At 35.4% G+C, this 24,936-nt stretch carries 22 protein-coding genes; 16 read left to right on the forward strand and 6 right to left on the reverse strand.

Features of this window, described 5'->3' with window-relative positions; all coding sequences use genetic code 11:
- Positions 1 to 7 precede the first annotated feature (7 nt).
- Complete coding sequence (gene rmuC, locus BW983_RS12285; protein ID WP_394333187.1) at positions 8 to 1,501, reverse strand: DNA recombination protein RmuC; 1,494 nt, start codon at positions 1,499 to 1,501, stop codon at positions 8 to 10.
- 130 nt (positions 1,502 to 1,631) lie between these two features.
- Here rmuC and BW983_RS12290 point away from each other — a divergent pair, with 130 nt between their 5' ends.
- The 5 genes from BW983_RS12290 to BW983_RS12310 all read left to right on the forward strand — a co-directional run bounded on the left by BW983_RS12290 (position 1,632) and on the right by BW983_RS12310 (position 9,640).
- Positions 1,632 to 2,306, forward strand: a complete 675-nt coding sequence (locus BW983_RS12290; RefSeq protein ID WP_076552288.1) for a response regulator transcription factor — start codon at positions 1,632 to 1,634, stop codon at positions 2,304 to 2,306.
- Positions 2,307 to 3,665 (forward strand): HAMP domain-containing sensor histidine kinase, encoded by a 1,359-nt coding sequence (locus BW983_RS12295; protein WP_076552220.1) that lies wholly within the window; start codon positions 2,307 to 2,309, stop codon positions 3,663 to 3,665.
- Between the two features lie 430 nt (positions 3,666 to 4,095).
- Positions 4,096 to 5,370 carry a TolC family protein gene (locus BW983_RS12300; protein ID WP_076552221.1) on the forward strand — a complete coding sequence of 425 codons (1,275 nt, stop codon included), beginning with the start codon at positions 4,096 to 4,098 and terminating at the stop codon, positions 5,368 to 5,370.
- A 62-nt stretch (positions 5,371 to 5,432) separates the two neighbouring features.
- Positions 5,433 to 6,542 (forward strand): efflux RND transporter periplasmic adaptor subunit, encoded by a 1,110-nt coding sequence (locus tag BW983_RS12305; protein ID WP_076552222.1) that lies wholly within the window; start codon positions 5,433 to 5,435, stop codon positions 6,540 to 6,542.
- On the forward strand, positions 6,542 to 9,640 hold the full coding sequence (locus BW983_RS12310) for an efflux RND transporter permease subunit (RefSeq protein WP_076552223.1): 3,099 nt from the start codon (positions 6,542 to 6,544) through the stop codon (positions 9,638 to 9,640). Before BW983_RS12305 ends, BW983_RS12310 begins: the two co-directional genes overlap by 1 nt.
- A gap of 66 nt (positions 9,641 to 9,706) precedes the next feature.
- Here the strand turns inward: BW983_RS12310 and BW983_RS12315 are convergent, their stop codons facing one another.
- Both BW983_RS12315 and BW983_RS23860 read right to left on the reverse strand, forming a co-directional pair.
- Positions 9,707 to 10,462 (reverse strand): DUF5995 family protein, encoded by a 756-nt coding sequence (locus BW983_RS12315; RefSeq protein WP_076552224.1) that lies wholly within the window; start codon positions 10,460 to 10,462, stop codon positions 9,707 to 9,709.
- 71 nt (positions 10,463 to 10,533) lie between these two features.
- A complete protein-coding gene (locus BW983_RS23860) occupies positions 10,534 to 10,761 on the reverse strand; it encodes a hypothetical protein (RefSeq protein ID WP_139329262.1) in 228 nt (75 codons plus the stop codon).
- A gap of 271 nt (positions 10,762 to 11,032) precedes the next feature.
- On the opposite strand from BW983_RS23860, the gene BW983_RS23865 reads away from it, so the two are divergent.
- On the forward strand, positions 11,033 to 11,206 hold the full coding sequence (locus BW983_RS23865) for a hypothetical protein (protein WP_165602268.1): 174 nt from the start codon (positions 11,033 to 11,035) through the stop codon (positions 11,204 to 11,206).
- Between the two features lie 55 nt (positions 11,207 to 11,261).
- Here BW983_RS23865 and BW983_RS12320 read toward each other — a convergent pair whose 3' ends face one another.
- The 3 genes from BW983_RS12320 to BW983_RS12330 all read right to left on the reverse strand — a co-directional run bounded on the left by BW983_RS12320 (position 11,262) and on the right by BW983_RS12330 (position 13,601).
- Positions 11,262 to 11,732 (reverse strand): YciI family protein, encoded by a 471-nt coding sequence (locus BW983_RS12320; protein ID WP_076552225.1) that lies wholly within the window; start codon positions 11,730 to 11,732, stop codon positions 11,262 to 11,264.
- Positions 11,733 to 11,849: 117 nt separating this feature from the next.
- Positions 11,850 to 13,028, reverse strand: a complete 1,179-nt coding sequence (pncB, locus tag BW983_RS12325; protein ID WP_076552226.1) for a nicotinate phosphoribosyltransferase — start codon at positions 13,026 to 13,028, stop codon at positions 11,850 to 11,852.
- 96 nt (positions 13,029 to 13,124) lie between these two features.
- Entirely contained in the window at positions 13,125 to 13,601 is a 477-nt protein-coding gene (locus BW983_RS12330) for a Dps family protein (RefSeq protein WP_076552227.1), read from the reverse strand.
- A 396-nt stretch (positions 13,602 to 13,997) separates the two neighbouring features.
- On the opposite strand from BW983_RS12330, the gene BW983_RS12335 reads away from it, so the two are divergent.
- From BW983_RS12335 to BW983_RS12380, 10 genes are all read left to right on the forward strand, one after another.
- Positions 13,998 to 15,497: a hypothetical protein gene (locus BW983_RS12335; protein WP_076552228.1), complete on the forward strand. Its 1,500-nt coding sequence runs from the start codon at positions 13,998 to 14,000 to the stop codon at positions 15,495 to 15,497.
- Positions 15,498 to 15,606: 109 nt separating this feature from the next.
- Positions 15,607 to 16,020: a 30S ribosomal protein S12 gene (gene rpsL / locus BW983_RS12340; protein ID WP_002983146.1), complete on the forward strand. Its 414-nt coding sequence runs from the start codon at positions 15,607 to 15,609 to the stop codon at positions 16,018 to 16,020.
- Between the two features lie 23 nt (positions 16,021 to 16,043).
- Positions 16,044 to 16,520 (forward strand): 30S ribosomal protein S7, encoded by a 477-nt coding sequence (gene rpsG / locus BW983_RS12345; protein ID WP_076552229.1) that lies wholly within the window; start codon positions 16,044 to 16,046, stop codon positions 16,518 to 16,520.
- 6 nt (positions 16,521 to 16,526) lie between these two features.
- The gene (fusA, locus tag BW983_RS12350) at positions 16,527 to 18,644 is read left to right on the forward strand and encodes an elongation factor G (protein ID WP_076552230.1); all 2,118 of its coding nucleotides are present in this window, start codon (positions 16,527 to 16,529) and stop codon (positions 18,642 to 18,644) included.
- A gap of 16 nt (positions 18,645 to 18,660) precedes the next feature.
- Positions 18,661 to 18,966, forward strand: a complete 306-nt coding sequence (gene rpsJ / locus BW983_RS12355) for a 30S ribosomal protein S10 (RefSeq protein WP_002661363.1) — start codon at positions 18,661 to 18,663, stop codon at positions 18,964 to 18,966.
- A 123-nt stretch (positions 18,967 to 19,089) separates the two neighbouring features.
- The gene (locus BW983_RS12360) at positions 19,090 to 19,917 is read left to right on the forward strand and encodes a GLPGLI family protein (RefSeq protein WP_076552231.1); all 828 of its coding nucleotides are present in this window, start codon (positions 19,090 to 19,092) and stop codon (positions 19,915 to 19,917) included.
- Between the two features lie 318 nt (positions 19,918 to 20,235).
- Entirely contained in the window at positions 20,236 to 22,242 is a 2,007-nt protein-coding gene (locus tag BW983_RS12365; protein ID WP_139329264.1) for a TonB-dependent receptor domain-containing protein, read from the forward strand.
- A gap of 30 nt (positions 22,243 to 22,272) precedes the next feature.
- Positions 22,273 to 22,893 carry a hypothetical protein gene (locus tag BW983_RS12370; RefSeq protein ID WP_076552232.1) on the forward strand — a complete coding sequence of 207 codons (621 nt, stop codon included), beginning with the start codon at positions 22,273 to 22,275 and terminating at the stop codon, positions 22,891 to 22,893.
- A 155-nt stretch (positions 22,894 to 23,048) separates the two neighbouring features.
- Positions 23,049 to 24,245, forward strand: coding sequence for a PepSY-associated TM helix domain-containing protein (locus tag BW983_RS12375; RefSeq protein ID WP_076552233.1), 1,197 nt, complete (start codon positions 23,049 to 23,051; stop codon positions 24,243 to 24,245).
- 181 nt (positions 24,246 to 24,426) lie between these two features.
- Positions 24,427 to 24,930: a low affinity iron permease family protein gene (locus tag BW983_RS12380; RefSeq protein WP_076552234.1), complete on the forward strand. Its 504-nt coding sequence runs from the start codon at positions 24,427 to 24,429 to the stop codon at positions 24,928 to 24,930.
- The last annotated feature ends 6 nt before the right edge of the window (positions 24,931 to 24,936 follow it).

The raw sequence follows: 24,936 nt of genomic DNA on the forward strand, positions 1-24,936 counted from the left end.
TCAGTTTTTATTCTATTAAATTACTGTTGTCAATGAGGCTTTGAGGGAGATCCTTTTTGTTTTTAATTCCCAATGATTTTAGTTTTTGAGTCTGGATCACAAGATTATCATTTCCCGTGTAAAGTTGTTTATAAGCATCATTGTAAACATTTTTGGCGAGATCAAGATTTCTTCCTACTTTTTCAAGATTATCTACGAACCCTACAAACTTGTCATATAGTTTTGCTCCTCTTTCTGCTATTTCAAGGGAGTTTCTGTTCTGGTATTCACGTTTCCAAAGGTCTGCTATCAGTTTCAGGGAGGTGATCAGGTTACTTGGATTAAGGAGAAGAATTCTTCTTTCGTAGGCATAGTTCCAAAGATTTTGGTCTGCCTGCATAGCCGCAATATAAGCGGGTTCACTTGGAATGAACATCATCACAAAGTCTAAGGATTTTCCATAATCGTCATATGCCTTTTGGCTAAGCTGCATAATATGGTTTTTGATGGAACCTAGGTGCTGATTAAGTTTCATCATATAAACATCCTGATCGGTTTCGTCTACCAATTCTGTGAAGGCTGTAAGGGAAACTTTAGAATCTATGATGACATTTCTTTCATCCGGATATTTTACAACAGCATCGGGACGCATTTTTTTACCGGAAAATTCTGAAAATAAAGCTTTGTTGTCTTCATCACGAAGCTCATGTTCCAGGAAATATTCCCTGCCTTTTACCAATCCTGATTTTTCAAGGATACTTTCCAGAATCATTTCGCCCCAATTTCCTTGGGTTTTACTTTCTCCTTTTAATGCACGGGTTAATTTTTTAGCATCTTCCGAAATCTGTTGATTCAGTTCAGCAAGTTCTTTTACTTTTTCAGCAAGAGAGAAACGCTCTTTGTTTTCTTTTTCATACGCTTCGTTGACTCTGTTTTTAAGGTCAGCGATTTTCTCTTGAAATGGCTCAAGGATGTTTTTTAAGTTATTTTGATTTAAAGTGGTAAACTTCTCTGTTTTTTCTTCCAGAATTTTATTGGCAAGGTTTTCAAACTGTAGTTTGGATTCTTCCTGAATTTTTGTAATTTCTTCTTTTTGGGTAATAAGAGATTTTTGCAGGCTTTCGTTTTGTGCAGAAAGTTCGGAGTTTTTAGCAAAGAAATTCTGCTTCTCAGCAATGAGAGTTTCTATCTGATAATCCTGTTTGGTAATTATTTGTTTTTGTTCCTGAAATTGAGCGTTCAGTGAAGAATGTTGAGCGGATATTTTTGCAAATTCATTTTTCAGATCATTCAGAAGATCTTGATGTTCTATATTTGAATCTTTTTCTTTAACAAGGTTTTGTGCCAGTTCCTGGATTTTTATATTTGAATTTTCAAGATCAGATTTGTTCTTGATATGTAAGAAATTTAATTCATCAAAAGAACTTCTTGAAACCGTAGACGATTTCAGGGCAAAGTATAAAATAATGGCTCCTAATGCTCCACCCACAATACATCCGATAAGTAAATATGTCATCTCCATTCTTCAAAATTATGAAAAAAGGCTGGAAGTTTGCATCCTATAATTCAGTTCTGAAAACTTTGGAAGTGATTCCCTCAACTTCCTTTCTTCAATCAGAATCCTTATATTTATGGGAAATTTCAGAAACATTATGAATATCTTATTGGTAGAGGACGATCAGAGAATTAGCAGTTTCCTCTTGAAAGGGCTTTCTGAGGCGGGACACAATATTACGCTTGCAGATTCCGGAGAAAAAGCCCGCGAAATTCTTCATACCTATGATTTTGATATTATTTTAATGGATATAATGCTTCCCGGATTGGATGGAATGCAGCTTACTCAAATTATAAGATTTAAAGGGAACTATACCCCAATTTTGGTTTTAAGTGCATTGAACAGTCCTGATGATAAAATTAAAATGCTGGATCTGGGAGCAGATGATTATTTATCTAAACCTTTTCACTTTGAAGAATTGATTTCAAGGATTAAAGCTTTAACAAGACGTAATAAATTAAGCTATCAGAAAGAAGATACTCTTTTGTCTTGTGGCACGATTACGATCGATACGGATCTTCATAAAGTGACTCAAAATGGGAATGAAATTGAATTTTCTCCTACAGAATACAAGCTTTTTACTTTCCTTATGGAGAATAAAAATAAAGTATTGAGCAGAACTCAGATTTTACACAACGTTTGGGGAATTGATTTTGACAGTGCAACGAATGTAGTAGATGTTTACATTTCCTATGTCCGTAATAAAATTGATGAATCGGAACAGAAAATTATTCATACGGTAAAAGGAACAGGATATTTAATTAAAGATTAAATGACGCTCAGAAGTAGATTTACCCTTATTTCCAGCCTTTCGTTTGGCATTGTTTCTATCATCACATCTGCGGTGATATTTTTTGCTTATTATGACAGTACGAAGATCTTTTATTTTGAAAAGCTAAGGAATACGGCGCTTATTTCTGCTATTTATTATTTGGAAAAGGATGAGTTGCCAAAGGACAGACATGCCCAGATCAAAAATGAATACAATCATCTGATCCAGAATAATAGAGTAGCGGTTTATAATCAGAATAATGAAGTAACGTTCGGGCAGAATCTAAATGACAAGAACATAAAACTATCTCATATTCAGGCTGCAAGGAACAATAAAGGAACGCAGTTTATGTCTGATAATCAGTTTTACTATGGGATTTTTTATCCGGATAATCAGGGGGATTTTGTTGTTTTCGTAAAGTCACCGAATGATTCCTTCCAATCGCAGATATGGCGGCTTTCCATTATTATGCTTTCTGTGCTTATTATCGGATTGCTGGCGATTTATTTCCTGAGCCGTTATCTTTCAAAGGTTGTTTATAAACCGATTTCAAATGTGGTGGAACGTATTAATAAAGTAGATTACAATAATATTTCTACAGCTATTACATCAACAAATACCAACGATGAGATTGAAGATCTTATCAAATCTTATAATAAATTATTAGGTCGTATCTCAGAAAATGTTTTGCTCCAACAGAATTTCATCAATTATGTTTCTCATGAATTCAAAACTCCTTTAGCTGCTATTTCCGGTAATCTTGAAGTTTTTGCTCAAAAAGACAGAACCCCTGAAGAGTATAAAAAGGTAGCCAAAGAATCTTTGGAAAACGTGTATGAAATTGAAAATATACTCAATAATCTTCTTTTAATGTCAGGAATGACTAAGCTAGAATCCTCACACAAACAGGTAAGAGTAGATGAACTGATCTGGAAGATTTATGAGAAGCTGGAATCTAAGGCAAAAGAGAAAAATTCAACTCTCAAAATAGATCTTCAGGTAGCAAAACCAACTTTGCTTGAATTACCCGGAAATGAAACTCTTTTATATCTTGCTCTTTATAATATTGTAGAAAATGCGATTAAATATTCTCAGAATCATCCCGTCGTTATTACGCTGTCTGAAAATAATAACAGATTGAATATTGAGGTCAAAGATCAAGGGAAAGGAATTGATGCTGAAGATCTTTTGAAAATTACAGATACTTTTTACAGAGGAAAGAATGTGGATGATGTTAAAGGAAGCGGCATTGGGTTGTCATTATCTAAAAGCATTTTTGATCATCATCATATTGTAATGAAAATTGATTCTACAATAAATGTGGGAACGAGTGTTTTGCTTTTGTTTCCTTCAATCTAAGTATTTTAAGTTTTGGCTAAAGCCAATTGGATTTTAAATACAGAGATAAACGGACTAAAGTCCGTTTCTATTGATGTTTGTATGGCTCTCGCAGATTTTGCAGATTACGCGGATGTTTGTGAAAAAAAATATTGTGTGATATGATTTTATCGTGTTATTTATGTTTAAAAAATCTACTCAATCTCCTTAATCAGTGGGCACAGTAAATAATTTTTTCATCAGAATTGATCTCCCAGCTTTCCATAACTTGTGTTCTTCGTGAAAAAATTGGTGTTATTCGTGTTAAAAAAATCTGCTAAATCTCCATAATCAGCGAGCATATTTAAAAATATTCTAATCGAACTCTAATGTTGAACTAATTGAATTTTAATTTCACTCGAAATTCCCTCTAATATTAGACGAATAGCTTTGTGGTCTTAAAATAAAGACCTTGAAGAAAATCTTTTTTACACTATTTTATATTCCTTGTTTCAGTTTCTTTTCAGCTCAGATTTCAGACACTTTGAAAATTGACAGAAAGGAAGCTGAAACAATTTTTCTATCCAAAAATCTGGATCTTATTGCTCAGAAACTTGAAATCTCTCAGGCAGAAGCAAGAGCTGTACAGGCTAAATACTGGCCTAATCCTACCTTAAGTATCAGTGAAGTAAATCTTTGGAGAACTTACGATATTGAAGAACAACCTGCACTTATTGGAAATTGGGGGAAGAATACTCAGATCTCTGCGGAAATAGAGCAGGTGATTCAAACGGCAGGAAAGCGAAGAAAAAATATTGAGCTCCAGAAAATAGAAGTAGAAGGTGAGAAATATGAATTGCAGGAAGTATTACGTGAAATTAAAAAGACGCTGAGAAATACGATTACGGAGATCCTATATAATCAGGAACAGCAGAAAATTTATCAGGGACAAATCGCTTCTATCGAAAAATTAACAAAGTCTTACAATAACCAATTAAACCTTGGGAATATCAGTAAAGCGGAATATATCCGTCTGAAGGCACAGGAAATTGAGTTTAAGAAAAAGCTTGTTTCGCTAAAGCAGGAAATTGAAGATCAGCAGGCAGAATTGAAGTCTTTGTTGATGATTCCTTCTAATCATTACCTCGTAATTTCAGATGCTTTTACCATGCCGGAGAAACAGCTTTCCGAAGTTGAATTAACGCAATGGCTGGATAAAGCAAAAGAAAATCGTCCAGACATTCTCATCTCTAAAAATAAAGAAAAACACGCAGCAAAGAATCTTGAAATTCAAAATGCGATGAAAACACCTGATGTAGCGGTTTCAATAGGATATGACCGTGGCGGAAATATTATGAAAGATTTTATTGGATTAGGTCTTTCCGTTGATCTTCCCATTTTCGATAGAAATAAAGGAAATATTCAGGAGGCGAAACTTGAGATTGAGAAAAGTAAGAATGAAACCCGTAAAAGTATGCTGAAATCTGAGAATGAAATTGTTTCCATCTTCAGAAATTATATCCGTACTCAGGAAGTTTCTGAAGAAATAGATGATACTTATGAATCCACACTGGATGGATTGTTGGTAAGCCATGAAAAGAATTTCAGATTAAGAAATATCAGCATGCTGGAATATATGGACTTTCTGGATACCTACATCGGAAATAAGATGATCATTCTGGATACTAAAAAAGAACTTAATCAATACTATGAAAACCTGCAATATGTTGTAGGACAAGACTTATAAGGCATCATGGTTTTAAAATAAAATTCCTCATTTCCTTATCAAAAACATAAACATCTATAATAATGAACACTACCAAATATATTGCAGCAATATACCTGTCTGCCCTAGTTACACTTACAGGCTGTAAAGATCAAAAGCAGAATGCTGAAGCAGAAAAAAACTATTGTATCAGTAAAGAACTTAAAAAAGATATTAAACTTGCCAAAGCAGAAATGCTTCCCATCGAAGAAAGTATAACGCTTACCGGAGAAGTGGAAAGTAATTCTGATAAAACAGTTCCGTTCGTAAGTCTTGTGGATGGAGTTGTTACAGATACTTATTTCTCTCTTGGAGATTACGTGAAAAAAGGGCAGGTGCTGGCAAGTGTAAAAAGTACAGCGGTGAATGAAATGCAGGACGATACCCAGACATTGCAGGCACAGCTTGCAGTTGCGAAAAGAAAGCTTGCGTCCGTAGAAGCTATGTACAAAGATGATATAGCCTCTCAAAAAGATCTTCAGGAAGCAAAAGCTGAAGTTACCATATTACAATCTAATATTTCCAAGACCCAGAAAAATATGCAGTTGTATTCCGCGGGAGGAAGTACACTTCAGATTAAAGCACCAGCAGACGGTTATGTGATCACTAAAAATATTTCTAAGGGAATGCCCGTGACTGCTGGCGGAGATCAGCTTTTTACTATTTCCAATTTGGATAAAGTCTGGGTGATGGCAAATGTATATGCTACCAATATGAGACATGTTTATGTAGATCAGCCGGTTGTTGTAAAGACTTTGGCTTATCCTGATGACAGCTTTTCAGGAAAGATCAATAATATTTCGCAGGTTTTTAATGAAAATGAAAGAGTATTAAAGGCGAAAATCATTATGGATAATAATGGGATGAAGCTAAGACCGGGAATGTCAGCAGATGTTGTTTTACCAGTTAACTCCCAGAATAAAAGTGCGCTGGCTATTCCAGCGAAGGCTTTAATCTTTGATAATAACCAAAGCTATGTAGTGGTGTATAAAAAAGATTGTGAACTGGAGATCAGACCAGTGACGGAAATAGCTTCCAACAACCAATACATCTATGTGGAGGGTAACTTAAACCAAGGTGAAAATGTCATTGCATCCAATGGATTACTGATCTACGAAAACCTGAAAACACAATTAAATAATTCCAAGAAGTAATGCGAAAATTTGTACAGAATATAGTTTCCTTTTCTTTAAAAAACTCATTGATCGTTCTTCTGGGGACTTTCCTTTTGTTGATTGGAGGAATCTATTCCTATATACATACACCTATTGAGGCATTCCCGGATGTTACCAATACAAGAGTAAGAGTAATCACCCAATGGCCCGGAAGAAGTGCCGAAGAAATAGAGAAATTTGTTACCCTTCCGATTTCCAAAGAAATGAATGCCATTCCCAATAAAACATCGGTGCGTTCCATTTCTTTATTTGGATTGTCGGTGGTTACCGTGATTTTTGATGATCATGTCAATGACTTTTATGCGCAGCAATATGCCTCCAATAAACTCGGGAATGTAGATTTACCCAACGGTGCGGAATATAGTATTGAGCCTCCATCAGGAGCAACCGGAGAAATTTACAGATACATTATTAAAAGTAAACTTCCCATTAAAGAAGTTACGGCTATTCAGGATTGGGTGGTTGAAAGAGAATTGCTTGCCGTTCCCGGAGTTGCTGATGTTGTGAGCTTTGGGGGAGAAGAAAAAACATATGAAATAAAAATTAATCCTACGGAATTACACAATTATGACCTTTCCCCCCTGGATGTGTATGAAGCGGTTTCGAGGAGTAATATTAATGTAGGAGGAGATGTTGTTGCAAAAGGAGATCAGGCTTATGTAGTGCGGGGGATTGGTCTTTTAGAGAAAAAAGAGGATATTGAAAACATTCAGATTGAAGTAAAAGGTTCTACCCCTATTTTGGTAAAACATGTTGCTGAAGTAAAAATTTCTGCAAAACCAAGATTAGGGCAGGTAGGTTATAATAAAGAAAATGATGTTGTAGAAGGAATTGTGATCATGCTTCGTGGCGAAAATCCAAGCGAAGTTATTGCAAGACTTAAAGACAGAATTGAAGAGCTGAATGGAGGAGAACTACCTGGCGATGTTCAGATTGTTCCGATCATTGATCGTACTGAGCTGGTGAATACAACTGTAAACACAGTTTCCAAAAACCTGATCGAAGGAGTTATTTTGGTTTCCATCATTGTATTTATATTCCTGTACAATTGGAGAACTACTTTTATTGTGGCTTCAGTAATTCCGTTGGCATTCCTTTTTGCTATTATTATGCTGAAAATTCAGGGACTACCGGCTAACCTTATTTCTATGGGAGCGCTTGACTTCGGTTTGTTGCTGGAAGGTACGCTCGTTATTGTAGAACATGTATTTGTCGCCCTCGAACTTAAAGCCAAGAAAATAGGACTCAGAAGGTTTAATAAAATTTCCAAGCTTGGAATCATTAAGAAGAGCGCCGGAAGTGTAGCAAGCTATATTTTCTTTGCCTTATTAATTCTGATTGTTGCATTGTTACCAATCTTCTCATTCCAGAAAGTGGAAGGTAAAATGTTCTCACCATTGGCATTTACATTAGGATATGCTTTGCTAGGTTCGTTGATTTTGAGTTTAACATATGTTCCGGCAATGTGTAAGCTTTTATTGACTAAAAATATTGAGGAGAAAGAGAACTTTATTTCGAGATTCTTCAGAGTGAATATCTATAGAATTTATGAATTCAGTATTCGTTATAAAAAAGGCTTTTTGATTGGTTTTCTCACCCTATTAGCAATTTGCGGATGGAGATTTTCAAACTATGGATCAGAATTCTTACCTAAGCTTAATGAAGGGGCAATCTATGTGCGTGCAACACTTCCGAATAGCGTAAACCTTGACGAATCCGTACGTCTTACCAAAGAAATGAAGGAGATTTTAATGAAGTATGATGAAGTGAAATTCGTAATGACCCAAACCGGACGTCCCAATGATGGAACAGACCCTACGGGATTCTTTAATATTGAATTTAATATCCAGTTGAAACCTGAAAAAGAATGGAAGAAAAAGATCTCCAAAGAAGAACTTCTTGAGGAAATGAGAACTTCCCTTGAAAAATATCCGGGAATCAACTTTGGTTTCAGCCAGCCGATTCAGGATAATGTGGAAGAATATGTGGCAGGAGTAAAAGCTCCATTGGTAATTAAAATTTTCGGAAACGATTTATTTGAACTCGAAAATTATGCGAATCAGGTAGCGAACTCCATCAGAACTGTTCCGGGAATTTCAGATGTCAATGTCTTTAAAAATATCGGACTTCCTGAATTGAGAATACAGCTTCACGATTCAAAAATGGCAAAATACGGAGTTTCCACAGCAGATGCACAGGCGGTTATTGAAATGACGATTGGGGGACAGGCAGCGACCAAGTTTTACGAACAGGAAAGAATGTTTGATGTCATGCTGAGATTTGAAAAAGATTATCGTGATACCCCTGAAAAAATGGGTAATATTCTGATTCCGACTCAGGATAATAAAAAAGTGCCATTGAAGGAAATTGCAACCATTGATTATCATACCGGACCATCTTTTATTTACCGTGAAGGGAACAGCCGATACATTGGAGTAGGATTTAATATTGAAGGGCGAGATCTGGGAAGTGCTATTAAAGAAGCAAAAGAAAAAGTAGATAAAGATGTGAAACTTCCAAAAAACCATAAAATGACGTGGGCAGGAGAGTTTGAAAGCAAAGAAAGAGCGGCAAAACAATTGGCAATGGTAGTTCCAATATCGCTTGTATTGATTCTAATGTTGTTGTATTTCAATTTCGGGAATGTAAAAGATACTTTGATCTCTTCCATTACATTGGCATTTGCATTCATCGGAGGATTCTTATCACTATGGTTTACGGGAACTATTTTCGGAATCTCTGCAGGAATTGGTTTTATTATCCTTTTCGGGGTAGCTACCATTGACGGTATCGTCCTGATTGGAGTGATGAAAGAAAACCTTCAGAACAGAATGTCTCTTAAAGAAGCGATCTCTGAAGGAGTGAAAAGCAGAATACGTCCGGTGGTAATGATTGCCTTGATGGGTTCCATGGGACTTCTTCCGGCAGCAATGTCCAACGGAATGGGTTCTGAAATCCAAAAACCTTTAGCAATCATGATCGTAGGAGGATTGATTATCTGTATGCTGTTATCATTTACAGTATTACCGATTGTATTTTACTATGCTTATCGAAAAAAGCATAAAGAAGCAATATAGTTTCTTTTTATTTGTTCATTATTTGGTCGGGATCCGTGAGGAAGATCCCGACCTTTTGTTTTTAGATTAAATAGACTTTGTAGATTCCAGAATCTCAATATTTTTTACAACATCATTACTTTCACATTTCTTAAGTTCTTTGAGAAGGGGAGGAGTAAGGATTTTCGGATTTAAAATCTGTGTGGCTACTTTAGCAGCTGCATAATCTACAATATTGATGACGGATTCTCTCAGGAAATTAGGAGTGTTTGATGCAATGACCGCTGTAGCCCATGAAGTGTCTCTTGCTTTTGAGATGGCAAAATCCAATACTGCATTATCCTTTCCATCAGAAAGCTGATCTATGAGTTGTACAGGATAGCATATCTTATTCAAAGAATCCTGAACCTTCTGATTAATGGAAGCAATGACATTATTAATATTCTCAAAATCCTTTTTCAAAGGATTGATCTTTCGGTAGGGCATAATGGTTGCTGCCGAGATTCCGAGATCCAGATTGATGTGAGCATTCATCCCCAGGAAAATATGTTGTAATATCAGGAGGTCCTTATTTTTGGTGGCTTCAAAAGCGATATACCATGAATGGGTACATTTCTTTCCTTTGCTGTAGTTTTCCCATGCTTCGAGATATCTTTGGGCAAAAGCAATATCCAGTAGAACCATTCTTGGATTATCTTCAAACTTTTTCTGTTGAATTCCTTTTAAAACCTGAGCGGTCATAATTCTGTAGGTACAGGCAAAATATCCGGCAGGACTTTTATTTTCCTTGCACCAGATGATAATTTCATCAAGTTTTTTCAGGACTTCTTCAATGGTTTTCATGGTGAATTTTCTTTATTTAAAGATAATAAAAAAGTGAGCCGGAAAGCTCACCTTGTATGTTGTTTATCGTGTTATGGGGTAATTATTATTGGATCTGGAAAAGGTTCAAGAATCAATGGTTTGCACATTGCAGCTGGTACACATTGGTTTCCCATGCATATAAAATTTGTCATTGTGGTAGAACCGTCAGGACATCTGATCATAGCTTCACCAGGGCATCCTCCAGGACATGGTGCGGGATATAAATATCCACCAAATACTTCTTTCAGATCTGTTCTCGAAAGCGGAGATAAATTCAATTTTTTCATGTGATTAATTTTTAATATTAGTTTGGTTTTGTAATAGTCTTATAATGAATAAACTATATTATTTTTTGATCATGTTAAATTAATAAAAATAAATCATTAAATAAAGAAATACTTAAGTGTTATTTTGTTTTTTATTTAATATAATTATTTGAAATATAGTATTTTGATAATTATATTGTATATTTAATTCAGTTTAGAGAGAAATAAAATAAGAGGTATCCGAAAATCTTAAAGAGTAGGAATGACTATAATTAAAACAACCATGAAAAACGTAAAAGCTTTAAACAGAAAAGAGTTAAAGTCTATCAATGGTGGTGAGTACACCAACTGTGAAGTTCCATTAGAATATGGAGTTTGCAAACCTGGATATACTTTCTGCAGCAACCCATATTGCTGTGTACAGCCAAGAAGACCTTATATGTGTATTGATTATTAAAAAGAGAAAAGAGGCTTTCACCATTGAAAGCCTCTTGTTATTATTGAATGAAATATTAAGGGTTCTCCTGTGTTACTTCATCATGATGTTTAAGATATAAAGGTAATGCCGCTGAACCATACCATGGGAAGATTTCATAACTAAAAACTCCAGCCTGAACAGCAGGGTCCGTTTTTACCCATTGTTCCGCTTCTTCCTTAGATTTTGTATTGAAAATAAACATTCCACGGTAGTTTTCCTTATTCTTTTCCAGAAAAGGTCCTGCTACAATAATTTTACCTTCATCAGCTAGTTTACCAATGTTGGTCATATGTCCTTTCATCAAGATTCCCATTTGAGCTTTGTCTTCAATTTTTGCGGAACCGGTAGTTAGCATTACAATGGTGTACGCTTTCATTCCATATTGATCTGCGCCAAGAGAAGTCGCTAACTCTTGATTAAACTTTGGTTTTTGGGTTTTCTTTTCCTGAGCAAAGGAGAATACTGATATAAAGAGAGATATAGTTAGTAATATTCTTGATTTCATCTTGTTTTATTTTGATAAATATAACAAAACCTTATTGAATTTTGAAAACTAAATTATGACACAAAAAAAAACCTCGATGGTTACGAGGTTATATTTAATAGTCTTAATGAGGTTACATTAATTTTTTATTCTTAAAAATTCTTTGGCAAGCTCGATCATTTTAGGATCACCCGTATATTTACCATGCTCATCAGAAAGTTTTACCGTAGGAATCCATTCTTTATTAGGAGCCTGTACACCGATAAGTTTCATGACAATATTCATTGGTTTTAATCCTACATCATTCGTAAGGTTGGTTCCTATTCCGAAAGAAATACCTATTTTTCCTCTGCAGTAATTTGTAATTTCCTCTACTTTTTCAAGATTTAAAGCATCTGAGAAAATAATATACTTAAACATTGGATTAATGCCATTTTTCTGATAATGAGCAATTGTTTTATCTGCAAACTCTAAAGCATCACCACTGTCATGACGTACACCATCAAAAAGTTTCGCGAATTTTTTATCAAACTGCTGGAAGAATACATCTGTAGTATAAGTATCAGAAAGAGCTACTCCAAGATCTCCTCTGTATACATCTACCCAATGCTCAAGGGCTAATTCATTTGCCATTTTGAAGCCATATTCCGCAGCGTGGAACATAAACCATTCATGAGCATGCGTTCCGATTGGTTTTACACCATACTTCATCGCAAAATGTACATTGGAACTTCCGATAAAAGTAGATTCTTTTTTCTGAGTTAAAGCTTCCATAACAAGGTTTTGCACCTTATAAGAATGTCTTCTTCTTGTCCCGAATTCGGCAAAAGTAACTCCTAATCTTGCCAGTGAATCTGCCTTTTCAATCGTTTTACTCATCACCACTTCATTAGAATCTCTTTCCATGTGATTCATCTCGTAATGAAGCTCGCTGATCAAAGCTAATAAAGGTACTTCCCAAAGAATAGTTCTGTACCAAAGTCCTTCAACGATCACGGAAAGATCTCCTCCCTCCTGGTGAATTTTTACTTCAGATGGATCATAATGATAGCCTTCAAGGAAATCAAGGTACGGAAGATCAATATAAGGACAGGTTCTTGCCATGAATTTCTTTTCATCCTTGGTAAGCTTCAGTTCAGCCATTTTGTTCACAGCTTCTCTTAAAGCTGCAGCAAAGCCTTCCGGAAAGTGATGTTTCCCTCTATTGATAAATTCATATTTTACAATAGAGCTAGGGAATAGTTTTACCACTGCATTCTGCATGGTTATTTTATAGAAATCGTTATCTAAAATAGAGTTTAGTCTTACGTCGTTCATAATATGTGTAATTTTAACGCAAATATAAAAAATTAAAATAAAAATCGCCTAAATGTAAGGCGATTTTTTTGAAATATTTTGATGATCTTCATTAGCTTATTTCCCCAGATAGGAATTGTACATCCAAACTTCTTTCTCCTGCTCCGTAATATAGTCGCTCATCTGAGAATTCGTTCCTTCATCTCCAGCCTTATCTGTAATGTCCAAAAGTTCTCTCTGAAGATCAATTACTACTTTGAAAGAGCTTAAGATCTGCTCAACACTTTTCGTACCATCTGATACCTCTTTGCTTTCCTTGATCGTTGCTACTTTTAAGTAATCCGAATAATTGTGAGCCGGAGTAGCACCCAACGTTAAGATTCTTTCGGCAATTTCATCAATTTTTAAAACAAGGCTGTTGTAAAGTTCCTCAAACTTTGGGTGAAGAGTAAAGAACTGATCCCCTTTGATGTTCCAGTGAGATCCTCTCGTGTTCTGATAAAATACAGAATAGTTGGCTAAAAGGATATTTAATTTTTCTGAAATGTTTTTGCAGTCGACTTCTTTAAGTCCGATAATACTAGCGTTTTTCATATGTATATATTTATTTTTTAAAGTTGTGTATCATCACCGAATTTTAGATTTTTAAAAGAAGATTATTGCGGTGATTGAATCATGTGATCTTCTTATCATATCAAATTTACGAAATATTGTGCCGAACTGCCTGCTTTACCAATAGAAGATAACTATGAGAAAGTTTTTTAAAATAGTTTGAATATATTGAAATTTAAACCTTAAAAATAATAATAGAAATATAGTTATATAGAATAATTATTTCTGATTTGCAGGTTTACTGCAGATGATCCTTATCTTTGAAACTTATATTTATCATTAATCATGAAAGCATTCCAACATATAAGATTACGAAGTTTTTTATGGTCTTTTATTATTTTTTTCTCTATTTGCCTGTTTTACTACATCAGTTCATCGATGAAAACAGAAGGACATTACACTTATCTTTTGGACGATGCTTACATTCATCTTGCTATCGCAAAGAATTTTGCGTTGTATGATGTCTGGGGAATGACGAAATACCAGTTTTCCTCTACTTCATCGTCACCATTATTCACCTATATTCTTAGTTTACTGATTACTCTTTTTGGGAATAATGATCAGATCCCTTTGTATTTCAATATTATTTTCAGTGCCGGAATTTTATATTTCCTTTCCACCTATTATGCTCAGGTTCTCAAAGGAGTAAAAGAAACTGTTCTGGGTGTTCTTTTCACTGTATTTTTTATTGTGCTTCAGATCAATCTTCTTTCAGGAATGGAGCATGTTTTTCAGGTATTTCTTTTTGTTGTTAATATCTTTTGTTTTTCCCATAAAAACCAGAGTAAAGTTGCTCTGTATGGTTTCTATCTAAGTATTTTGCTGATGGGGTTGGTTCGCTTTGAGAGTATGTTCTATTTCGTAATTCTGGCATTTATGTTTGCTCTTGTCAGAAAATGGAAAGATGCTATACTAATTTTACTATTGGGATTTATACCGATCATAGCTTTCTGTGCTTATAACTATCAGCAAGACGGATTCTTTTTTCCCAATTCTGTAGTGGTGAAAGGAACAAAGCTGAGTCTTGATTCCAATATAGTGCAGCAGTTGAAAGTAATTTTACTGGATAACTTTCTGTTGAATGTGAGTTTCTATAAAGTAGGTGTTTTTCCTGTTTTACTTTGTCTTATTGTGGTTTATAGGGATTTCAGAGTAAAGAATGTACAGGATGTATTAAAAGATAACTTTTTACTGATTGTATTTTCCCTACTTATGATCTGTCATTGCATGTTTGCTGATTTGAAAGGACATCTGCGTTATGAGGCTTATATCCTTACCGGATTCTGTATGGCATTGATTCCAAAGTTTAAAGAGCTGTTTTCTGATTTCCGGAATTATATTAAAAAGGAAAAATTAATTACCATATTGATTGCTGCCAATGCTTTCCTTCTTATATATAAAGGAGGAGTTGCTCACAAAATAATGATGGGTGGAGGGAAAAACATCTATGAGCAGCAGGTGCAGTCGGCAAAATTTCTGCATCAGTTTTATAATAATTCTAAAGTTGTAGCTAATGATATCGGAGCAATATGTTATTATACCAATATTCATTTGCTTGATATTGCCGGTCTGGGTTCTGTGGAAACCATTCATTTCAATGAAGGTAAAAAGAAGTTTGACGAAAAGTTTGGAAATTTCCTTACTCAATATAGTACAGATAATAGATATGATATTGCTGTTGTATATGAAGGTTGGTTGCAAGGATATGTTCCTGCCGGCTGGAAAAAAGCAGCTGTTGTGAAAATTGAAGAAAAGGTTACGGTAGCAAGACTTGAAGTTTCTATATATTCCATAGATGTGAGGAATCTGGAGCAGTTGAAACAAAATATTAAAAAATTTAATTGGAATAAAAACGTTACCGTCACAATCGTTGATTAAATGTAAGTGTCTGTTAATTAATTTTTAATAAAAAAGATTATTTATATGCAACCGCTTGTTAATTAAAAAAAAATTACTATTTTTGCACCCTAAAATAAAAAGCAATTAAATGCCTACTATTCAACAATTAGTAAGAAAAGGAAGAGCCACGCTTGCCAAGAAGAGCAAATCGGCTGCCCTTGATTCTTGTCCACAAAGACGTGGTGTATGTACGAGAGTATATACAACTACACCTAAGAAACCTAACTCTGCACTTAGAAAAGTAGCAAGGGTAAGACTTTCTAACGGTAAAGAAGTTAACGCCTATATCCCGGGCGAAGGACATAATCTTCAAGAGCACTCGATAGTATTGGTTAGAGGCGGAAGGGTGAAAGACCTACCGGGAGTACGTTACCACATCGTAAGAGGTGCATTAGACACAGCTGGTGTAAATGGAAGAACTCAGAGAAGATCTAAGTACGGAGCTAAGAGACCTAAACCAGGACAAGCAGCTGCTGCTCCTGCAAAAGGAAAGAAAAAATAATCATTAAATAAGGTACAGAAGCAATGAGAAAGACAAAAGCGAAAAAAAGACCGTTGTTACCAGATCCGAAGTTTAATGATCAATTGGTAACGAGATTCGTAAACAACTTAATGCTAGACGGTAAGAAGTCTATCGCATTCAAAATTTTCTATGATGCATTAGAGATCGTAGAAACTAAAAAAGGAGAAACTGAAAAAACTGCACTTGAAATCTGGAAAGATGCATTAACAAACGTTATGCCTCACGTAGAAGTACGTTCTAGAAGAGTAGGTGGAGCTAACTTCCAGATTCCTATGCCAATCAGAGCTGATAGAAAAATTTCTATGGCAATGAAATGGTTAATTAGCTACTCTAAAAAGAGAAATGATAAGTCTATGGCTTTGAAATTAGCTAATGAAGTTGTAGCTGCTTCAAGAGAAGAAGGTGCAGCTTTCAAAAAGAAAACTGATACTCACAAAATGGCGGAAGCTAACAAAGCGTTTTCACACTTTAAATTCTAATCTGAAATGGGTAGAGATCTTAAATTTACAAGAAATATTGGTATTGCTGCTCACATTGATGCGGGTAAGACTACCACTACAGAAAGGATTTTATTCTATACAGGTGTAAACCACAAAATTGGAGAAGTTCACGATGGTGCTTCTACAATGGACTGGATGGAGCAGGAAGCAGAAAGAGGTATTACTATTACTTCTGCTGCAACTACTTGTTCTTGGAACTTTCCAACGGATCAAGGAAAACCTGTTGCTGATACTAAACCTTACCACTTCAACATTATCGATACACCGGGACACGTTGACTTCACTGTAGAAGTAAACAGATCTTTAAGAGTATTAGATGGATTGGTATTCTTATTCTCTGCAGTAGATGGAGTAGAGCCTCAGTCTGAAACAAACTGGAGACTTGCTGACAACTACAAAGTTGCTAGAATGGGATTCGTAAACAAAATGGACAGACAAGGTGCTGACTTCCTTAACGTGGTAAACCAGGTTAAAGACATGTTAGGATCTAACGCAGTTCCAATCGTTTTACCAATCGGTGCTGAAGAAGATTTTAAAGGTGTAGTTGACTTAATTAAAAACAGAGCGATCATCTGGGATGAAGCTGGACAAGGTGCTACTTTTGAGGTAGTTCCAATTCCTGAAGACATGAAAGATGAAGTTCTTGAATATAGAGAGAAATTAGTAGAAGCTGTTTCTGAATATGACGAGACTTTGATGGAGAAATTCTTCGAAGATCCGGATTCAATTACAGAAGAAGAAATCAATGCTGCATTGAGAGCTGCTACTATCGATTTATCTATTATCCCAATGACTTGTGGTTCTTCGTTCAAGAACAAAGGAGTACAGTTTATGTTGGATGCAGTATGTAAATACTTGCCTTCTCCATTGGATAAAGATGATATCAAAGGTACTGACCCAAGAACAGACGCTGAAATTACAAGAAAGCCATCTGTAGATGAGCCTTTCTCTGCTCTAGCATTTAAGATTGCTACTGACCCATTCGTGGGAAGATTAGCATTCTTCAGAGCATACTCTGGAAGACTAGATGCTGGTTCTTATATCTTGAACACTCGTTCAGGAGATAAAGAAAGAATCTCTAGAATCTATCAGATGCACGCTAACAAGCAAAACCCAGTAGAATATATTGAAGCTGGTGATATTGGTGCTGCTGTAGGATTCAAGTCTATCAAAACTGGTGATACGATGTGTGACGAGAAAAACCCAATCGTTCTTGAATCGATGGTTTTCCCTGATCCGGTAATTGGTATCGCTGTTGAGCCTAAAACTAAAGCTGACCAAGATAAAATGGGTAACGCTTTAGCTAAATTGGCTGAAGAAGATCCAACGTTTACTGTAAGAACTGACGAGGCTTCTGGACAAACGATCATCTCTGGTATGGGTGAGCTTCACTTAGATATCATTGTAGACCGTATGAAGAGAGAGTTCAAAGTTGAAGTAAACCAAGGACAACCTCAGGTAGAGTACAAAGAAAACTTAACAAGAGTTGCCAACCACAGAGAAGTTTACAAAAAGCAATCTGGAGGTAAAGGTAAATTTGCTGACATTGTATTTGAACTAGGACCTGCTGACGAAGGTAAAATTGGTTTAGAATTCATCAATGAGATCAAAGGTGGTAACGTTCCTAGAGAATTTGTTCCTGCAATTGAAAAAGGATTTAAAGCTGCAATGAAGAACGGTCCTTTGGCTGGTTTCGAAGTTGAAGGTATTAAAGTTGTTCTTAAAGATGGATCTTTCCACGCAGTGGATTCTGATGCCCTTTCTTTTGAAATGGCTGCTAAATTAGGATTTAAAGAAGCGGGACGTGCTGCTAAGCCAGTAATTATGGAGCCTATTATGAAACTGGAAGTTGTAACTCCAGAAGAATATATGGGTAACATCATTGGTGACCTTAACAAAAGAAGAGGTACTATCAGTGGTCAGGAAGAGAAAAACGGTGCTGTTGTAATCAAGGGTTCTGTTCCACTTTCTGAAATGTTTGGATACGTAACTACTCTAAGAACACTTTCATCAGGAAGAGCTACTTCTTCTATGGAATTAGAGAAGTACCAAGCTACTCCACAAAACGTTGCTGACGATATCATCGCTAAAGCAAAAGGTTAATTTTTAAATTAAAGAAATGTCACAAAGAATCAGAATAAAACTAAAATCTTACGATTACAACTTGGTAGACAAGTCTGCTGAGAAAATCGTAAAAACGGTAAAGGCTACTGGTGCTGTTGTAAACGGTCCTATTCCATTACCTACGAATAAGAGAATCTTCACAGTGTTGAGATCTCCGCACGTAAACAAGAAAGCAAGAGAGCAGTTCCAATTATCAGCTCACAAGAGACTAATGGATATCTACTCTTCTTCTTCTAAAACTGTTGATGCTCTAATGAAATTAGAACTTCCTTCAGGTGTAGACGTTGAAATTAAAGTGTGATAACTGCATACTTTGCAATGATTATAGAATCCGTTCCTTTTTAGGGACGGATTTTTTGTTTTTAAAGCTAATTGTATTTTAGTATCTCAAACATTCTTGATATTTTTGAATTAAATTAATACCATGAAAAAACTAATACTGCTGCTATTCCCCTTATTGTTTAGTGCGCAGACCCATCGTTTTATTTACCAGTTTCAGTATAAAACAGACTCATTGGCAAAAGAACTGAGTAAAGACAATATGATTTTGGATATCAACCCTGATGATGTCAAATTTTATCCTTATTCCTACGCCGAAACAGACTCTTTAAATATTATTCGCGGTCAGAGAAGATCGAGATGGGATGATCACCTTCCTGCTCTTATCAGAAAAAAAGATTCTTTTGAAAATACTTCATTGATTTTACTGAATGATATTTATTCTTTAAAATCAATAGACAAAATGAACTGGAAACTGCTGAATGATACAAAACTGGATGGGCAATATACATTACAGAAAGCAACAACAACTTTTGGAGGCAGAAAATGGGAGGCATGGTTTTGTAAAGATATCAGTTTAAGTGAAGGACCTTATAAGTTCCGTGGACTTCCGGGACTGATATTTGAAATAGAAGATACTCATAAGAATTATATTTTCAAACTGGCTAAAAGTGTGAAACTTCCCAAAACCTATGAAACCTCATTTCTGGAAAGCTTTATGGGAAAGAAACCTATTCCTGTAAATGATAAGATCATCGCAAAAAAACAATTGGAACTTTATAATGATCCGTTACGTGACGTTGCAGAAGCATTTAAATCTAATACCAATCCAGACAATACATTTTATGTTTTAGGAGTGCAGATCAAAAGCATAGACCAGCTAAAAGGAATGTCTGATGAACGAAGAAAGAGGATCTTAAAAGAAAATAATCCTATTGAGATTGATAAAGCAGTAAAATATCCTTCAAAGTAAACAATCGATCTATATAAATTCATCCCTCGTTGGAATTACATAAAGTTTGAAAACATAGTGAAAGAAGTATAAGTTAAAGAAAAAGAATAACTCATTCTTAGACTTTAACAAATTGATATTCATATTTAAAGAGATACTACCATCCCGGAAGTATCTCTTTTTATTTTATACCCGATCATGTTTATTATTAAGATATTTTTTAATATCCCCAGTGAGATTATGAATGTCATAATTGGTAATTCTAGGCAATGACATATGTCACCTGATTTTATTTATTTAGAATCATTAAAAATAATAATTTTGCAAAAAAAATTATTGATGATAAGAATAGTATCTTTTTCTTTACTGGTTTTAGGGACAGCTTTTGTAAGCGCTCAAAAAAAGAAAGACTCTTTGAAGAGTAGTAATATTGATGAAGTGGTAATCACAGGATCAGGATATGCTCAAAAAGTAAAAGATGCTCCGGCTACGATTTCTGTGATCAGCCAGGCAGATATTAAAAAAAGAGCTTATAGAGATATTACAGATGCATTGCAGGATATTCCGGGTGTATTTATTACTGGAGGAGGAAGTACCAGTGACTTCTCAATAAGAGGAGCAGAATCTGGGCAGACTCTTGTTTTGATCGATGGTAAAAGAATAAACACCAGAGAAACAAGACCAAACTCTGATGGTCCTGGTATTGAGCAAGGCTGGATGCCACCATTAGAAACCATTGAAAGAATAGAAGTTGTAAAAGGTCCTATGTCTTCTTTATACGGATCAGATGCAATGGGAGGTGTTATCAATATTATCACTAAAAAATTAACTAACAACTGGAGAGGATCTGTTGCAACAAGCTTAATTCAGCAGGTGCACAAAGAATCAGGGAACACTTACCAGATCGATGGATATACTGCCGGTTCTTTAATAAAAGACCGTCTTCAGATGAAAATCACTGGAAGCTATTCTGACAGAAATGAAGATAAATTCGTAGGCGGATTTACTGAAAGAGTGATTAAAGCTTTCGGGACAGAATTCAGCCTTACTCCCAATGAAAAGAATGTATTTAAATTAAACTACGACTATAACCGTCAGGAGAGAAACCAGAATCCAGGATATTCATTGGCTCCTAATGCAAAAAGCTCTCGTAACAATTACGAAAGAAACGTTTTGTCGTTAAGCCATAAAGGAGATTATACAAACTTCCATACGAATTCTTATATTCAATATGATAATACCAATAACCCAAACAGGGATATGAGGTATGAAACTTTTCTTGCATACAGCTTCAATAACTTCAATATTAAAAAACACGTTATCAGCTTCGGTGGTGAGTACAGATATGAAAGACTGAATGATTTAGGAAACAAAATTAAATCAGAAGGGGAGATCGTTACCAAACTTACCCGTTGGAACTGGTCTGCTTTTGCAGAAGGAAACTGGAACCTTGTTGATAAACTTCACTTAGTAACAGGTGCCCGTTTAGACAACGATGAAAACTATGGTTCCAACTTTACGCCAAGAGGATATTTAGTATGGAATGTTAATAACAATTTTACCGTAAAAGGAGGTACTTCATGGGGATATAAAGCTCCCGGATTAAGAGCTGTAAACCCAGGTTGGGGACAGGTAACCGGAGGTGGAACTCAGGATGGAGTAATCATCGGTAATAAAGACCTTAAGCCAGAGAAAAGCTTTAACCAGGAAGTTACTGTGATGTTTGAAGACAATAAAAAGGTTATTAATTTAAGCGTAACCGGATTCAATACAGACTTCAAAAATAAGCTGGTAGAAGTAAGGAAATGTAACAATAGTGAAGAATGTAAACAATTTGAAAACATTTACAATCATATCTATGATTTCATTTCAACAAGAGAAAACTTAGGGAAAGCAAACAGCATGGGATTAGAAGCTAACCTTGGAGTAAATGTTAGCAAAAGCGTTGTATTAAAAGCCAATTATACCTATACAGATACAAAGATCAAGTCTGATGAGATTCCTGCACTTTACAACAAACCTTATGCAAGAATTCCTAAGCACATGATGAATGCCAATGTTTCATGGAAAGCAAACGACAGCTTTGAATTCTGGACAAGAGGAAACTACAGAAGCGAAAGCCAGCCTGGTGTAAGCAGAGGTAAAGCACAGGAATTCCCGATTCCTGCATACTTCCTATGGGATCTTGGAGCGGTCTACAGACTGAATAAACATGTACGTTTCACTTTTGGAGTTTACAATTTATTAGACAAGAATATACGTAATGATGCATCTGATCCTGCCAATAACTTTGGTTTCAGAATCGATGGAATCAGATATCAGTTCGGAGCGAACTATTTCTTCTAACAATTTTTAAAACCTTAAAATAAAGTATAAATGAAAAGCGCTTACATCAAAACTATCACAGTAGCATTTGCAACATTATTCGTTGTTTCATGTTCAGGAGACAAAAAGAAGGGAGTAGACTACAACCAGTTTAAGACGGAAGTAAAACTTACTCCTGAGCAGGAAAAAAGCTTCGATGAGATTACTGCAAAGTATCAGCAGTTACAGGAGCAAAACTATCAGGCTGCAAAAGCTCAGGGTGGAAATATGGACCGTGTGGCATTAGGGATCAAAGGTGAAGAACTGAGAGCACAGCAGGCTCTTGATATGGCTAAAGTTCTTGATGTTCAACAAATGGAAAAGTTCAACAAATTTGTTGATGAAAACTCAAGAAAAAGACCAAGATATAACAACGAGCTATTAGAAAGAATCAAAGCGGAAGCTCAACTTTCTGAAGACGAATTCAAAGTGGTAAATGCAGCAAATGATGCCTTCGAAAAAGCATTCAGCGATGCTCACGATGTATATCACGGGAACAATGATCTTGCAAAAGAATATTGGGAGAAATTTGATGCCCAAAGAAAAGCAGCTATTCAAAAAGCGTTAACGCCTGAGCACTATACAATTTTTGAAGAAATTGTAAAAGATGTTCAGTTCAAAGGACGTAAATAATCGATATTAATACCGGTGAAGGCTGAGAAGTATGAGTCAGAATGGCACTTACTTTTTACCTAAATTCGTATTGACTTTTTTTAATTTATTCATATCAATTTAAAAACATTAAGATAGTAAAACTGTCTTAATGTTTTTTGCTGTTAATACCAAAAATGAAAACATTGTTTAAAAGCCTTTACAGGAAAAGAAGAAAGAATGAATCAGTCATTAAATATGTAATGTGGATTATTCATCTTTGGCTTGGACTTTTATCAAGTATCGTCGTTTTTGTAATGTGTCTATCCGGGTGCCTTTATTCATTCAAAAATCAGATTATTGATTTTAGTAACAGGGATAAAGTTTATATCAGTTCAACATCCAGGCAGGTCAGGACTCCGGGTCAGATTCAGACAGAATTTTTAAAGCAGAATAAAGTGGTAACCTCCTTATTAATTCCGGATGATGCGGGAAGAAGTTATGTAATCGGCTACAAAGAAAATAATGTAGACAAAAGCACTTATTATAATCAGTATACAGGACAGGCTCTTGGGCAAGCAGATGTAGGATCGGGTAAGTTTTTTGATGTCGTTCTTGATATTCATAGAAATCTGATGATGGGAAATGTGGGACGCCAGATCTTGGGAGCCGGAGTGCTGATGTTTTGTGTATTATTGATTTCCGGATTGACTCTTTGGTTGCCTAAAAAGCTGAAGTTCCTGAAACAGGGATTAACAGTAATGTTCAAAGCCAAATTTCAAAGGGTGAATTATGATCTTCATAACACCCTTGGTTTTTACACGTTCCTGATGTTGTTTTTCATTGCAGTTACCGGATTGTATGTAACGTATCCTTGGGTAAAGAATGGCTTAATCGTCAGTCTGGGAGGAACATCGATTGATAATATTTCAAAAGATACAGATAGTGGAGACGATGCATTCGGTGGACTTTTGGAAGATATGCTTGAGAAACAGGATGAAAAGAAAAACCTTAAAGATTCGGAATCTGCTTCCATTGATAAGATTTTAAAACTGGCAGATCAACATCTTCCTTATCGAGCCGTTACAAGCATTGAATTGCCCAATAAAGATAATCCAAGATACGTCGTTATTAAAACCAATACACAAAACTTTTTGGGAATGATGCTTCCGGATGAAGTGACATTTGATAAAACCGGAACCTTTAAAACTAAAGAACTGTTTTCAGACAAACCGTTGAACAAACAATTTACTTCTCTGGCAAAGCCTCTGCATACGGGAGAAATCATGGGATTACCAAGTATCATCCTATACTTTATTGTTTCACTTATTGGCTGTTCTTTGCCCATTACAGGATTTTTGATCTGGTGGCACAGGTTTAGAAAAATGAAATAATAGGCAATAAGTATGGAATAACATGTTTTTTAAAGAAGAAGATTACTTCTTAAAGACTGTCATTGCAGCATTTCATAATAAAACGTCTATCCTCCATCTTCCGAATTCTACCTTTATAATCAATAGTATAGCTTTTTGTCCAAGTTAATTTTATACATTTATTATGTAAAATAACTTGATCATGGAGCATAAAAGTAAAAATCTGTTTGAGACATTTTCAAACTGGGCGGTAAAGTTTACGGGAAGTCCACATGCTTTTCTTGGAGCAATGGCAGTGGTGATTATCTGGGCAGTATCCGGACCCTTCTTTGATTACTCCGAAACGTGGCAGCTCGTTATCAATACCGGAACGACTATCATTACTTTTTTAATGGTTTTCCTGATTCAAAAAGCGCAGAATAAAGATTCAAAAGCCATTCAGATCAAGCTGAACGAACTCATTGCAGCTCATGAAAAAGCAAGCAACAGAATTGTAGATATTGAAGATCTTACTGAAACAGAACTGGATCAGCTTCATTACTACTATGAGAATCTGGCTCAATTTGCGAAAAAAGATGCAGATATACATATGTCCCATTCCATAGATGCCGCACAAAGAAATCAGGACTACAAATATGAATTCTTCAAAAGAAAACATGAAGAATGGCTGCAGAAAAATGGACAACAAAAAAAGGAATCGCAATGATTCCTT

Source organism: Chryseobacterium ureilyticum, from assembly GCF_900156735.1.
GTDB classification, from domain to species: domain Bacteria; phylum Bacteroidota; class Bacteroidia; order Flavobacteriales; family Weeksellaceae; genus Chryseobacterium; species Chryseobacterium ureilyticum.

Excerpts from the sequence above, each read along its gene's own strand:
- fusA (WP_076552230.1), top strand. The coding sequence starts at position 16,527 with ATGGGTAGAGATCTTAAATTTACAAGAAATATTGGTATTGCTGCTCAC.
- BW983_RS12305 (WP_076552222.1), top strand. The coding sequence starts at position 5,433 with ATGAACACTACCAAATATATTGCAGCAATATACCTGTCTGCCCTAGTT.
- BW983_RS12335 (WP_076552228.1), top strand. The coding sequence starts at position 13,998 with ATGAAAACAGAAGGACATTACACTTATCTTTTGGACGATGCTTACATT.
- BW983_RS12320 (WP_076552225.1), bottom strand. The coding sequence starts at position 11,732 with ATGAAATCAAGAATATTACTAACTATATCTCTCTTTATATCAGTATTC.
- BW983_RS12315 (WP_076552224.1), bottom strand. The coding sequence starts at position 10,462 with ATGAAAACCATTGAAGAAGTCCTGAAAAAACTTGATGAAATTATCATC.
- BW983_RS12365 (WP_139329264.1), top strand. The coding sequence starts at position 20,236 with ATGATAAGAATAGTATCTTTTTCTTTACTGGTTTTAGGGACAGCTTTT.
- rpsL (WP_002983146.1), top strand. The coding sequence starts at position 15,607 with ATGCCTACTATTCAACAATTAGTAAGAAAAGGAAGAGCCACGCTTGCC.
- rpsG (WP_076552229.1), top strand. The coding sequence starts at position 16,044 with ATGAGAAAGACAAAAGCGAAAAAAAGACCGTTGTTACCAGATCCGAAG.
- BW983_RS12310 (WP_076552223.1), top strand. The coding sequence starts at position 6,542 with ATGCGAAAATTTGTACAGAATATAGTTTCCTTTTCTTTAAAAAACTCA.
- BW983_RS12380 (WP_076552234.1), top strand. The coding sequence starts at position 24,427 with ATGGAGCATAAAAGTAAAAATCTGTTTGAGACATTTTCAAACTGGGCG.
- BW983_RS23865 (WP_165602268.1), top strand. The coding sequence starts at position 11,033 with ATGAAAAACGTAAAAGCTTTAAACAGAAAAGAGTTAAAGTCTATCAAT.
- rmuC (WP_394333187.1), bottom strand. The coding sequence starts at position 1,501 with ATGGAGATGACATATTTACTTATCGGATGTATTGTGGGTGGAGCATTA.
- BW983_RS12330 (WP_076552227.1), bottom strand. The coding sequence starts at position 13,601 with ATGAAAAACGCTAGTATTATCGGACTTAAAGAAGTCGACTGCAAAAAC.
- BW983_RS12295 (WP_076552220.1), top strand. The coding sequence starts at position 2,307 with ATGACGCTCAGAAGTAGATTTACCCTTATTTCCAGCCTTTCGTTTGGC.
- pncB (WP_076552226.1), bottom strand. The coding sequence starts at position 13,028 with ATGAACGACGTAAGACTAAACTCTATTTTAGATAACGATTTCTATAAA.
- BW983_RS12360 (WP_076552231.1), top strand. The coding sequence starts at position 19,090 with ATGAAAAAACTAATACTGCTGCTATTCCCCTTATTGTTTAGTGCGCAG.
- BW983_RS12370 (WP_076552232.1), top strand. The coding sequence starts at position 22,273 with ATGAAAAGCGCTTACATCAAAACTATCACAGTAGCATTTGCAACATTA.
- rpsJ (WP_002661363.1), top strand. The coding sequence starts at position 18,661 with ATGTCACAAAGAATCAGAATAAAACTAAAATCTTACGATTACAACTTG.
- BW983_RS12290 (WP_076552288.1), top strand. The coding sequence starts at position 1,632 with ATGAATATCTTATTGGTAGAGGACGATCAGAGAATTAGCAGTTTCCTC.
- BW983_RS12375 (WP_076552233.1), top strand. The coding sequence starts at position 23,049 with ATGAAAACATTGTTTAAAAGCCTTTACAGGAAAAGAAGAAAGAATGAA.